The organism is Vibrio sp. 1078-1, assembly GCF_033340475.1.
Map to the genome: position 1 here is coordinate 362,955 of NZ_JAWOWM010000002.1, position 13,328 is coordinate 376,282.

At 45.5% G+C, this 13,328-nt stretch carries 10 protein-coding genes; 3 read left to right on the plus strand and 7 right to left on the minus strand.

Annotated elements, in window-relative coordinates; all coding sequences use genetic code 11:
• Positions 1-101: 101 nt before the first annotated feature.
• Both R7190_RS05555 and R7190_RS05560 read left to right on the plus strand, forming a co-directional pair.
• Positions 102-3,137: an FAD-binding and (Fe-S)-binding domain-containing protein gene (locus R7190_RS05555; RefSeq protein WP_064368092.1), complete on the plus strand. Its 3,036-nt coding sequence runs from the start codon at positions 102-104 to the stop codon at positions 3,135-3,137.
• Positions 3,138-3,210: 73 nt separating this feature from the next.
• Positions 3,211-3,672, plus strand: a complete 462-nt coding sequence (locus R7190_RS05560; RefSeq protein ID WP_033905135.1) for a methyltransferase family protein — start codon at positions 3,211-3,213, stop codon at positions 3,670-3,672.
• A 110-nt stretch (positions 3,673-3,782) separates the two neighbouring features.
• Here R7190_RS05560 and R7190_RS05565 read toward each other — a convergent pair whose 3' ends face one another.
• The 6 genes from R7190_RS05565 to hutC all read right to left on the minus strand — a co-directional run bounded on the left by R7190_RS05565 (position 3,783) and on the right by hutC (position 11,261).
• Complete coding sequence (locus R7190_RS05565) at positions 3,783-4,508, minus strand: DUF3581 domain-containing protein (protein WP_017821813.1); 726 nt, start codon at positions 4,506-4,508, stop codon at positions 3,783-3,785.
• A 335-nt stretch (positions 4,509-4,843) separates the two neighbouring features.
• Positions 4,844-6,379 carry a histidine ammonia-lyase gene (hutH, locus tag R7190_RS05570; protein WP_064368094.1) on the minus strand — a complete coding sequence of 512 codons (1,536 nt, stop codon included), beginning with the start codon at positions 6,377-6,379 and terminating at the stop codon, positions 4,844-4,846.
• 11 nt (positions 6,380-6,390) lie between these two features.
• Positions 6,391-8,088, minus strand: a complete 1,698-nt coding sequence (gene hutU / locus R7190_RS05575) for a urocanate hydratase (protein WP_033905347.1) — start codon at positions 8,086-8,088, stop codon at positions 6,391-6,393.
• A gap of 73 nt (positions 8,089-8,161) precedes the next feature.
• The gene (gene hutG, locus R7190_RS05580; protein WP_033905138.1) at positions 8,162-9,172 is read right to left on the minus strand and encodes a formimidoylglutamase; all 1,011 of its coding nucleotides are present in this window, start codon (positions 9,170-9,172) and stop codon (positions 8,162-8,164) included.
• A 1-nt stretch (position 9,173) separates the two neighbouring features.
• Positions 9,174-10,424 (minus strand): imidazolonepropionase, encoded by a 1,251-nt coding sequence (hutI, locus tag R7190_RS05585; RefSeq protein WP_053306946.1) that lies wholly within the window; start codon positions 10,422-10,424, stop codon positions 9,174-9,176.
• A gap of 129 nt (positions 10,425-10,553) precedes the next feature.
• Positions 10,554-11,261 (minus strand): histidine utilization repressor, encoded by a 708-nt coding sequence (gene hutC, locus R7190_RS05590; RefSeq protein ID WP_042521962.1) that lies wholly within the window; start codon positions 11,259-11,261, stop codon positions 10,554-10,556.
• Between the two features lie 248 nt (positions 11,262-11,509).
• Here hutC and R7190_RS05595 point away from each other — a divergent pair, with 248 nt between their 5' ends.
• Entirely contained in the window at positions 11,510-12,253 is a 744-nt protein-coding gene (locus R7190_RS05595; RefSeq protein ID WP_017821818.1) for a sporulation protein, read from the plus strand.
• 6 nt (positions 12,254-12,259) lie between these two features.
• On the opposite strand, the gene R7190_RS05600 is transcribed toward R7190_RS05595, so the two are convergent.
• Positions 12,260-13,237: a DUF3187 family protein gene (locus R7190_RS05600; RefSeq protein ID WP_017821819.1), complete on the minus strand. Its 978-nt coding sequence runs from the start codon at positions 13,235-13,237 to the stop codon at positions 12,260-12,262.
• Positions 13,238-13,328 lie beyond the last annotated feature (91 nt).

Sequence of the window (13,328 nt, forward strand, 5' to 3'; positions counted from 1 at the left end):
TTTGTGGTGTTTTTTCGCTTAGCGCCAATTTGTATGAGAAGTGAGCAAATAATTACACAACCCGCAGCTGATCGGATCAGCGTCGTAGGGGCAGGAAGCAAATGTTACCAAGATTACACTCGCAAACTGATGTCGATCCTCTTGTTCTTAGTTTTCTGAAAGAGCTTGAGCACGCCGGATTCACTGGTGATATCGAAAGCCAATATTCAAGCCGACTAGCGGTTGCCACTGACAACAGTGTTTACCAGCAACTTCCTCAGTCTGTCGTTCATCCCAAAACGACAGAAGATGTTTCTCTCCTCGGGAAACTGAGCAATAAAGAAAAGTACGAACGAATTACCTTTTCACCTCGTGGTGGCGGCACAGGGACCAATGGTCAGTCGCTAACCAAAGGTATTGTGGTGGATATGTCTCGCCACATGAACAAAGTGCTTGAGATTAATGAGAAAGAAGGCTGGGTTCGTGTACAAACTGGTGTAGTGAAAGACCAGTTAAATGACGCTGTTCGCCCTTATGGCTACTTCTTCTCTCCAGACTTATCTACCAGTAACCGTGCAACGATTGGCGGCATGGTCAACACCGATGCTTCTGGTCAAGGTTCTCTGAAATACGGAAAAACATCCGATCATGTTTTGTCGCTACAAGCGGTGTTTGCTGATGGTTCAATTTTAGAGTCGGACTTGTCCCATGGTTACCCAAAAGAAGGCGAGTTTGCTGCCAAGGCGCTACGTGTAACGGAATCCGTATGTCGTGAAAAACGCCAGCAGATCGTAGATAAGTTTCCTCCTCTTAACCGATTTTTAACGGGCTACGATTTAAAAAATGCCTTGAATGAAGACGGTGACCGTTTCGATATCACACGAGTACTTTGCGGCGCGGAAGGTTCATTGGCATTTATTACCGAAGCAAAGCTGAACCTGACGCCAATTCCGAAAGCGCGTACGTTGGTTAACGTTAAATACAACAGCTTTGATTCTGCACTGCGTAATGCACCGTTTATGGTAGAGGCGAAAGCGCTGTCTGTAGAAACCGTTGACTCAAAAGTGCTTAATCTCGCGAAGCAAGATATCGTTTGGCACACCGTGAGCGATTTACTTACCGATGTTCCAAATAAAGAGATGCTTGGCATCAATATGGTGGAATACGCAGGTCAGGACGAAGAGGAAGTTGCTGCTCAGGTTGCAGCGTTGACCGCCAAGCTCGATACCATGTTGGAAACAGAAGAAGCGGGCATTATCGGCTACCAAGTTTGTAACGATGTAGCGAGCATTGGGCGTATTTACAACATGCGTAAAAAAGCGGTGGGTTTGTTAGGCGCAGCAAAAGGTCGTGCTAAACCGGTCGCATTCGCTGAAGATACCTGTGTGCCACCAGAAAACCTGGCGGACTTCATTGTAGAGTTTCGAGAACTGTTAGACAGCAAGTCTCTGAATTACGGCATGTTTGGTCACGTCGATGCTGGGGTGCTTCACGTACGTCCTGCGTTGGATTTGTGTGACCCGCACCAAGAAGCATTGATGCACGAAGTTTCTGATGAAGTGGTCAAGCTGGTGGCGAAATACGGCGGTTTGATGTGGGGTGAACACGGCAAAGGTTTCCGTTCAGAATATGGCCCTGAGTTTTTCGGCGACGAGTTGTTTACTGAACTGAGACGTGTGAAAGCGGCATTCGATCCACACAACAAAATGAACCCGGGCAAAATCTGTACACCGCTGGATAGTGATGCAGAGCTTGTCAAAGTTACCGATACCAAACGTGGTTACTATGACCGTCAGATTGACGTTCAAGTACGTGACAGCTTTAAACAAGCGATGGAATGTAACGGTAACGGTTTGTGTTTTAACTACGATACCAGCTCGCCAATGTGTCCATCGATGAAAGTAACAGCCGATCGTCGTCATTCACCGAAAGGTCGTGCGGGTTTGGTTCGCGAGTGGTTGCGTCAGCTTACTGAGCAAGGCATTGATATTCTTGACTTAGAAAAGCAAACACTAGAAAACAAAACATCAATCAAAACCATGATTGACCGCGTACGTCATTCTATCAATCGTCGTCACGAGTATGACTTCTCTCACGAAGTGTATGAAGCGATGAATGGTTGTTTGGCGTGTAAAGCGTGTGCGAGTCAGTGTCCGATTAAAGTCGATGTTCCGAGCTTTCGCTCGCGCTTTTTAAACATCTATCACTCTCGTTACCAACGTCCTGCAAAAGACTATCTGGTTGCGAACATTGAGACTATGCTGCCGATGATGGCGAAAGCGCCAGGTGTCGTAAATGGTGTTTTGAAGCAGTCGTGGGTGAAAAGTTTAACGGCATCTACGGTCGGGTATGTCGATGCGCCGTTGTTATCAGTACCCACCTTGAAACAACGAGTAGAGTCGCTGACAACGCCTTATGATCTGCAAGCGCTCAGTGGTTTGTCTTCGTCTGAAAAGAGCAAACATGTTTTAATTGTTCAAGACCCATTCACTAGTTACTACGACGCTGATGTCGTTGAAGACTTCGTTAAGTTATTGAAAAAGCTGGGTATGAATCCGGTGCTTCTGCCGTTTAAGCCGAATGGTAAAGCACAACACATTAAAGGGTTTTTACGTCAGTTTAAGGACACAGCAGCCGACACAGCGAAGTTCTTGGCGATGGTAGCGGATCTGGATATTCCATTAGTTGGCGTCGATCCTGCTTTGGTGCTGTGTTATCGAGATGAATACGCTGAAGTGCTTGGCAGTAAGCGAGGTAATTTCGATGTACTAACAGCCCACGAATGGCTTTACCCAAGACTAGAAGCGTTTGAAAGCGGAGAGCATAAGGCGCAGGAACCTTGGTATCTGTTTGCGCACTGTACTGAAAAAACCAAAATGCCAAATGCGGAAAAAGAGTGGGGCGCTATTTTTGCTCACTTTGGTGCAGTTTTGAATACGGTACCTGTTGGTTGTTGTGGTATGGCGGGTACGTTTGGTCATGAGGTTGATAAGTTGTCGATGTCGAAAGACATTTACAATTTAAGCTGGAAGCCAAGCTTAGATAAGTTGGATAGCGAGAGATGTTTGATTACAGGCTATTCTTGCCGCAGCCAAGTGAAACGCTTTGAAGGAACGAAGCCCAAGCATCCCGTTCAGGCATTGTTAACTTTGTTGTAATCGGACTAAATCAAGCCCAGTTTTACTGGGCTTTTTAGAAACCGTACTTAGACCCTTTCAAAGGATATGAATCTTGAGAAAACTTGAACTCAAAGTCCCACCTGTTGCGGTGTTTTTGCTAGTCATACTTTTGATGTACGGACTTAAAGTTTTGACGCCGAGCATGAACATTCGAGTCCCCTTTGTTGAATTTGTAGTAGGTGTATTAACTTTGTTGTCTGGCTACATGGGCATTGCTGGCGTGTATGAATTTCGCAAAGTAAAAACCACAGTGAACCCAGTAAAACCTGAAGCGGCATCTTCTGTTGTAAGAACTGGTGTGTTTGCCTTTTCACGCAACCCTATGTACACGGCATTATTGCTTCTAATCATAGCAACTGGTTTGTGGTGGCAGCACTTGAGTGTGGTGCTTTGTGGCGTGATATTTGTCAGTTATATGAATCGGTTTCAAATCAAGCCTGAGGAACGCGTTTTAGAGCGATTGTTTGGTGAAGAGTATGTGGATTATAAAAACCATGTTCGTCGTTGGCTCTAAGCATTGCGTTTAGTTTTGTTTGGATGAGACATAAAAAGAAAGCCCAACGGTCGACGTTGGGCTTTCTTTTAGTAAACACGTTTTTTGTGCGCTTCTGATAGGGCAGTCGACTAGGCTGCCTTAACGAACTTTGCTAGGAATGCATCCTTACGTTCATTAAAGCGGCGTACAAGGTCGTCAACCGCTTCTTGGTCATATGGCTTCAAGCCACTTGCAACCATGCGCTTAATACCTTTACCAACGACTTCACCGTCTTCTTTGAACGCAAAGTTTAAGGTGACTACACCTCGTTTTCCTTCTACATCGAATGTTGCGCCAGTGAAATCCACCTCTGGATGCGTAAGGTCTAAGCGTGAAAATTCGACTTCCATGCTTTCATAAATAACTAATGGACGCTGGCAGTTAATCATCATTTGCTTCTCTTCCATAAGAGGAACCATGATGTGAGGGAAGTTCATACCAGAAAATTGCACGTAATTTGTCACTACATGCTCAATAAATGCCGGATCGTGGTTAGTTTCACCTTCACGGGACATGTGTAAGTATTCTTTACCTGCCTCGTCAACAACAGCGCTTTCTTTGTCACACTTATTTTCAATATGAAGTGCTACACCATCGTTTACCATGCCAGAGAAGTTAAAACGCATCTTTTGGCTAACGCCTTCTTTACTAAGGAGCACTGCGAAAAGTAAATCCCCAGGGACACAAAAGCGTTTGTTGTCTTCATCATGAATTGGGTTGTAGTCACCTGCGACACGTTTTGCAAAGTGGCTTGCTTGTTCGCGAGTGAACTGAAACTGGTGATTAGTGTTTGAAAAATAAGGTGTTAGAAACATAATTTTTACGTAGTAACCAAAACTGTGTGGGATTATATGCGAATATCTGCGTAGCAATGGTCCATCCAGTGAAAACTTCACCGTATCCTAACAATAAGACACTATTTCGGCGGATAAACCGTTAAAAACGCATACTTTAGCAACGCTTTTTTTTGTGAAAGCAATAAACAACGACCTTTTCGCTCGCCTATCTTTTAAAGTATAGCCATCAAAGTAGACAGGCGTTCATAAACAGTGCCATCAACATGTTTAATCGTATGTAAAAAGGCTCCACGCAGAACGTAGAGCCTTCAAGTCATCATCTGTTTATTCGATGAAATGCCAGTTATGCTTAATTATTGAATACTTGGTAACAAGCTCTCTGGCATGAGCGTGTTGTGGATAGCCAGCTTAAGCAGAGTGTTTGCCTGTTCAATGTCCGGCGCAAAGTAGCGATCTTTATCGTAGAACGATACTTTTTCACGCAACATTTGTTTCGCAATCTCAATACGCTCAGAGGACTTGTTTGGCGCTCTAAAGTCTAGGCCTTGTGCTGCTGAGAGGTATTCGACAGCCAGAATACCGCGAGTGTTTTCGCCCATTTCTTTCAATCTGCGAGCCGCGAATGTTGCCATTGACACGTGATCTTCTTGGTTTGCAGATGTTGGCAAGCTGTCTACTGACGCTGGGTGAGCGAGTGTTTTGTTTTCACTTGCTAACGCAGCAGAGGTAACCTGAGCAATCATGAAACCAGAGTTCACACCACCATTGTCGACTAAGAACGGTGGCAGTTTTGATAGCGCGCTATCGATAAGTAATGCCATACGACGTTCAGACAAGCTGCCGATCTCGGCAATCGCAAGTGCTAGGTTGTCGGCTGCCATTGCAACAGGCTCCGCATGGAAGTTACCGCCAGAGATGATGTCACCATCTTCAGCAAACACCAACGGATTATCTGATACGGAGTTCGCTTCTACTTGTAATACTTCCGCCGCATTGCGGATTTGCTGTAAACACGCGCCCATCACTTGAGGCTGACAGCGCAAAGAATACGGGTCTTGTACTTTTTCACAGTTAGTGTGCGAATCACCTATTTCACTCGATGTGTCTAACAAGTGACGGTATGCGAGTGCTGCGTCCATTTGGCTGCGATGACCACGTACACGGTGAATGCGCGGATCGAATGGACGTCGGCTGCCGAGAGCGGCTTCAACAGACATTGCACCACAAACGGTTGCTGACGCGAAAAGGTCTTCCGCGATAAACAGGCCTTCCAATGCGAACGCTGTGGATGCCTGAGTCCCATTTAGTAGCGCTAAGCCTTCTTTTGGCGCCAGAGTGATAGGCTCTAGACCTGCGATTTTTAATGCTTCTTGCCCGGAAATGATTTTACCGTTGTGGCGAGCTTGTCCTTCTCCCAGTAATACAGTGCTCATATGGGCTAGAGGAGCTAAGTCACCTGATGCGCCAACAGAGCCCTTTTTAGGTACGCAAGGGTAAACTTGTGCGTTGACTAGGTCGGTCAGCATATTAATGACTTTTAGGCGAATCCCAGAAAAGCCACGAGACAGACTATTGATTTTTAATACCATCATCAGACGAACCGTTTCATCTGACATAAACTCACCGATACCTGCCGCATGAGAAAGAACGATACTGCGTTGCAGTGTTTCTAAATCTTCTGGTGCTATTCGTGTGTTAGCCAATAGCCCAAAACCAGTGTTAATTCCGTAAACCGTTCTATCTTCCGCGATGACTCGGTCTACGACCTGTGTGCTTTCTTCAATGGCCGGAATGGCTTCAGGATCCAAAGTAAGGTTGACTGGTGAACGGCTCACTTGGCGTAGTTCGTTTAAGCTAATATGACCTGGCTTTAGCGTTAAATTTAACATCTCTTTCATCCTTACTTGAGCTTCTTCAGTTCTTCGTTGAGCATTGGCAAATCTAGCCCTTGCTCTGCTGCACATTGTTTAGCGATATCGTATCCCGCATCAGCATGACGCATCACGCCTGTTGCTGGGTCGTTATGCAGCACGCGGGCAATACGTTCTGAGGCATCTTCACTGCCGTCACAGCAGATAACCATACCTGAGTGTTGCGAGAAGCCCATACCTACGCCACCACCGTGGTGTAGTGAAACCCAAGTTGCGCCGCCCGCCGTGTTGAGTAGCGCGTTTAATAATGGCCAGTCTGATACGGCGTCAGAACCGTCCATCATACCTTCGGTTTCACGGTTCGGGCTTGCTACAGAGCCAGAATCTAAGTGATCTCGACCAATGACAACGGGCGCTTTAAGTTCGCCATTTTTCACCATTTCGTTGAATGCTTGACCAAGACGCTCACGATCTTTAAGACCAACCCAGCAAATACGCGCAGGTAAACCTTGGAACTGGATGCGTTCGCGAGCCATATCTAGCCAGTTATGTAAGTGCGGATTATCTGGAATTAGCTCTTTTACTTTTTGGTCGGTTTTATAAATGTCCTCAGGATCGCCAGAGAGAGCAGCCCAACGGAAAGGACCGATACCTTCACAGAATAGAGGACGAATGTAGGCTGGAACGAAGCCAGGAAAATCGAATGCGTTTTCTACGCCTTCTTCCAAGGCCATCTGGCGGATGTTGTTACCGTAGTCGAGTGTTGCGGCGCCGCGATTTTGCAGCTCTAACATCGCTTGAACTTGCACAGCCATGGATTTTTTCGCTGCTTTTACGACCATTGCTTCATCTTGCAAACGCATTTCTGCTGCGTGAGACATGCTCCAGCCTTGTGGTAAATAGCCATTGAGCGGGTCGTGTGCAGACGTTTGGTCTGTTACGACATCAGGCGTGATATTACGTTCTACCAGCTCAGAGAAAACGTCTGCTGCATTACCTAGTAGACCAACCGATACTGGTGTGTCTGACTCTTTAATGATAGCTAGCGCTTCATCTAAAGAAGTCGCTTTCTTATCGACATAGCCTGTACGTAGGCGGTAATCGATACGTGATTCATCACACTCTACTGCAATCATGGAGAAGCCCGCCATTGTACCAGCGAGAGGTTGAGCACCACCCATGCCACCAAGACCACCTGTTAGAATCCAACGGCCATTTGCGTCACCGTCAAAGTGTTTTTTTGCAACAGATACGAACGTTTCGTATGTGCCTTGTACGATACCTTGCGAGCCAATGTATATCCAGCTGCCAGCGGTCATTTGGCCGTACATCATCAAGCCTTGTTTATCGAGCTCGTTGAAGTGTTCCCAGTTTGCCCAATGCGGAACAAGGTTTGAGTTTGCGATAAGCACGCGTGGGGCATTTTTATGAGTAGGGAAAACACCAACAGGCTTGCCTGATTGAACTAAAAGCGTTTGGTCATCTTCGAGTCTTTCAAGTACTTCAACAATCTTGTCGTAACATTCCCAGTTTCGCGCTGCTCGGCCAATGCCGCCATATACAACCAGTGAATGTGGATGTTCTGCAACATCAGGATCAAGGTTGTTCATCAGCATACGAAGAGGGGCTTCGGTTAGCCAAGATTTTGCGCGCAGTTTATCTCCGTGAGGTGCACGAATTGTTCTGCTTGTATCAAGTCGTGGATCTTGTCCCTGGCGCTGTGTCATTTCAGACTCCTTTAGTTTCTCGTGATGACCAAGTACTTGCTTGGTCGTAATAATCAGTGGCATCTGGGATGCATTATGGTTTGTGCTGTTTTTCCGCCATTGCGTTGGCGATATCCCAACACAAACGGGCAGCTAATCGTGCTGTTTGACTATCGACGTCATAATTTGGGTTGTATTCGGCGATATCAGCCAGCATTAACTTATTTTTGTAATGAAGAATTCGATCTAAAAAGGGGGCAATTGTGTCGTAACTCACTCCCCGAGCTGCTGGTGCGCTGACTCCAGGTGCGGTTGCAGCAGGGAATACATCCAGATCAATAGTCAAATAGAGGTAGTCACAGTCGTCAATAAAATGCTGAAGCTGAGTTAAGTGATAACTGTGGTTTAAGTAGCAGAGCTGATTGTCCTCTACATACCAAACATTTAACGCATCTGCTTTTTCAAATAGCGCTTTAGTGTTGCTACTGCGGCTTACACCAATACAAGCGTAATGAAAGTCCCAATCGTTACGTTGACAAAAATGGTGAATTTGGTTGAAGGGTGTACCAGAGCTCGGTCTTATGTCGGCGAGGTTACTCTCGAATGCGCGCAAATCGAAATGCGCATCGAAATTGATAATGCCGATTTTAGGCTTCTTCTCTGGATGGTGCGCTTTAAAATATTCCGCTAAGCCGGAAAACGAGGCCCACGCAATCTCATGCCCACCACCCAGCACGATGACTGGCGTATGGGGCAGTGCGCTTGAAATGGTTGCTGCACATAGAGCTTGGCTCTCTTCCAGTAAGTCGTCTTCACACACCACAGTACCTAAGTCATATAGTGGGGCGTCTTGGTGCCATGCTAAATTAGCGAGTGCTCGTCGGATTAAGTCTGGCGCTTTTTTCGCGCCAATGCGTCCTTTGTTTCTCGCAACGCCAGCGTCGGTAGCAAAACCGAGTAATGAGACGCCATGCGCAACGGCACTCAACTCATCTGCTTTTTGGCGTTGAACAACGTGATGAATTCGCTGACCAAGCTTGCCGTCCTCGGCATCATGACGGCCTTGCCAATGAAATAGGGGAGAGTGTAGGTCGAATTGAGACATATTATTGGCCTCCGTGTGAAATGTATTCACCATTTACTATACGACCTACCAGACGTTTTGCTCCGACTTGATAGCTTAAATCCGCAGGGCTTTCGATATCCCATATAGAGAAGTCCGCATCAAACCCTACTTTGATTTCGCCACGTGAGTTTTGATAACCCAGAGCTTTGGCTGCATGTTGCGTTACACCACGCAGTGCTTCTTGCGGTGTAAGGCGAAATAGCGTGCACGCCATATTCAGCATGAGTGTGAGATCAGAAAATGGTGATGTACCTGGGTTGACGTCCGTAGCAATTGCCATCGGCACGTTATGCTCTCTCAACAACTCAATCGGTGGTAACTGAGTTTCTCTTAGAAAATAAAAAGCGCCAGGCAATAGAGTGGCGACGGTGTTTGATCGAGCAAGTGCTTTAACACCTTGCTCATCTAAAAACTCGATGTGATCCGCTGACAGACCGTTGTATTGCGCAGTGAGGGCTGTACCACCGAGATTAGAAAGTTGCTCAGTATGCCCTTTAACCTTTAAGCCGTGGCGTTTTGCAGCTACAAACACTTTTTCTGTTTGTTCAAGATTGAAACCAATCGATTCACAAAAAACATCGACACTCGTAGCTAATTCTTCCTTTGCGACAACAGGGATTATGTCCTGACAAATGTGCTCAATATAATCATCTGCACGACCTTGGAACTCTGGCGGAATGGCGTGAGCGGCGAGAAGTGTAGTCGTGATTTTAACTTTGCGCTCTTGTTCAAGCATTTTGGCTGCACGGAGCATTTTTACTTCATCATTCAGTGTCAATCCGTAGCCTGATTTCACTTCGACAGAAGTGACGCCGCTCGCGAGTAGCCCGTCTAAACGTGGCAACGCTAACTCAACTAACTGCGCTTCGGTTGCTGAACGCGTCGCATGCACCGTTGAAAGTATCCCACCGCCTTGTTTGGAAATTTCTTGATATGGCACGCCGCTTAAGCGCATTTCAAATTCGTTGGCACGATTGCCCGCGTAAATAAGATGAGTGTGGCAGTCGATCAAACCTGGCAGAACTAACTTGCCTTGAAGGTCGATACTCTGAGCGTAATGTTGGGCAGACAGCAGAGACTCGGTTTGCGGTTCGTCTTCACCAATTGCACAGGTGCTGATCGCAACGATTTTTCCAGATTGAATGCCAATACGAGCAGGAGACGTTGGCAGATAACCGCGCTCTCCCGACTGCATGGTGACCAGACGTGCGTTTTCAATCAGCAAATCCATGTTTGTGTCCCTGTGTTTATTTGTATCATTAAATGTATATACAAATAAATAGAGCAAAATAAGAACACTGACAAGATTGATGTTGCTAAAATGTGATCAAAACGTAGATCTAGAGGACCAATCTTGCCCTTAAATGAGCACTTTTGAGCTCAGCTTATATTTGTTACCAGGGTGATAAAGTAGGGCGGTACTGACTAACTTATCTTGGCTCCACGTTCTGCGATTCAAGAGAAGGCAAGGCTCATTGGCTTGCATTTTTAAGTCTTGCTTAATACGGCTTTCAGGCACAATTGCCTCTACAGTATGTTCTATCGCGCTGAGTGGGCAATTATCTGACAGGTATTGATTTGGAGTGATTTGTGTGAAGTCTTGATTTAAATAACTCGGGGCATATTGGCTATTCACCCAGCGGAGCTCCAATTGAATCGGCGTTTGGTCTTCATAGTGAATAATTTCACTGTAAAACACTGTCGTGCCTAGCATAACGCCGAGTTTTATCGCAATGTTGTCATCTGCTTTTATGGCAATCTGTTTGAGCACTTTACTGCCATACTTTCGCCCTCTATCGCTGACTTCTTCGGCAATGTTTCGAATGTCTAGCAGGGGAGATTCTGACTTTTCACCAGGATCACACACGAACGTGCCTAAGCGTGGGCGACGTTGTAATCGGCCCTCATTTACTAAATCCCGAATTGCTTTGTTCACTGTCATTCTACTGACACCAAATTGCTCGGTAAGCTCAATCTCGGTGGCGATGCGATGACCAACTACCCACTCTCCAGCATCAATTTTATCCAGGATAAATTGTTTAATTTGAATGTAGAGTGGTGCAGACATAATGATTTCCCTTTATTTGACTATACAAATACTGCTTAATTTAGGTACAAATTGCAAACATTTCTCGACGAATGTACCGCTTAGTGACCGAACAATCCTATTGCAGAGCTGAATGACTCTTGCTGTTGAGCATTATTTGGATTGATGATTGAATTCAAACATTTTCTTGTGGTCTATTGCTTGCACAGCAGAAAACAATTGTGTAAACAAACGATTATTAGAAGAAAAGTCGTTAAAAAAGGAAAAGTATGTTTAAAAAATTGAAAGCATCACTGGGGATCGGCTCTGCAAAAGTAGATACCATTTTGGACGAAATGAGCGTGTTTCAAGGAGCGACGCTGAAAGGGCATGTTCATATCAAAGGCGGAGACGTCGAACAACAAATTGATGCTATTACGATTAAATTGAACACGGAAATGAAAGTCGAAGTGGATGATAGCGTAAGTTACCAAACCTTCACTATTGATCAATTGAAAGCAGTTGACCCTTTTGTGATTCAACCTAATGAAGAAAAGCAGGTTCCGTTTGAGCTAAAACTGCATGATGAAACGCCAATTACTGCGGTTAGCGCACTTAAGAATCAATGTCATGTTTGGGTCGAGACGACGTTAGATATTGATTTTGCGATTGACCCGCGTGACCGTGACTATATTGAAGTGAAACCACTACCAGTAGCATCTCGGGTTATTCAAGCGATCGAGCAAGCTGGCTTCACTATGGTTAAAGCCGATGTTGAAAAAGGCTTTTTGCGCGGTGGCTCGTTTGCTTCTCGCTCTGGTATTTATCAAGAGCTAGAGTTCCGTAACAGCGGCTTTATCTCATCAAAAGAAATTGAGCTCTCTTTTATTCTGGAAGGGCAGGTCATGCATTGTTTGGCAGAGATTGACCGTTCGCTCAGTTTGGCTGGTGACCAATATCGCTCGTTTACGTTGCCGATCAATGCAACCGATGCTCAAGTCGCAGCCGCAGTGGCACCAACGCTAAATCTATAGCTCTCATCACCTTGATGAAAATATGTACCGATATCCTATTGTGAAAGCGATATCGGTACTGTTATCCATGTTTCTTGCGTTCTCTACGGCTAAAAACTCAAGCGCTGAATTTTCCATTAGATATCGATAGCCCAATACCAGTTCATTAGAGGCATCAGCAAACTCTGTGGGCCCTTCTGTTGACCCTTGATACCAATGATATTCCAACATCAGGTGATGGTTATCTTCTAAGGCATAACGGTACCCACCCGCAATGGCAATCGTATTATGTCGATAGGGCAGATCGAGCAAGGCACGGTCATCCGAGCGAAAAGTCATGCCAATCATCGAATAAAATGCATGAGCATCACTTAAGTAGCTGTAGTTTAATTGGAAGCCTTGCTCGAAACTGCTACCTTGAAAAGTACCGTGAGCCACATCGTTAAAATACAAACTGCCGCCAATCGATAGGCCGTGATGTTCATTTTGGAACACTTGATACTGTAAGTAAGTAGATAGGTTATTGGCTAGTGTTTGTCCTTCGAAATCATCTTCAAGCACATTATATTGCGGCATTGAAATGTAAAAACGATCTCTGTCTACTTTATCCCGCCCATTTTGTCCGATACCGAAAAGTTTATGGAAGCTTTTCGTCAGTCCATCTAAATGGTTGTCAGCGGCAAAGACCCATCGATAGTTGAGCTCCCACTGCCAACGGTTGCTGACTTGCCATTTGCTGCCTAATTCGATTTGATTGTGGTAATAATCCAGTGCGTATTCATCAGTATGAGCCCAAACACTTGCCACGGTTCCCGAACCATAGGCTTCGACAAAACCAGAGGGCAGACTATGCCCTGAACGCAGTATGTTGGTGTGACTAACCACTTGCATTGGGGATTGTGCGTAAGAACGCAGCGGGCCATATAAGTCATTTGATGCGAAGGCTTGCAAAGAACATATCGAGGTGCTTAGAAGTACCATAAAGCGCGATTTGAAATAGACCATGATGAATACCTACATACAAACTACTCTATAAAACAACTATATACCTAAATCGCACGTTGAGCTCTCGCCAAGCGTGTTAAGCTTTGTATCG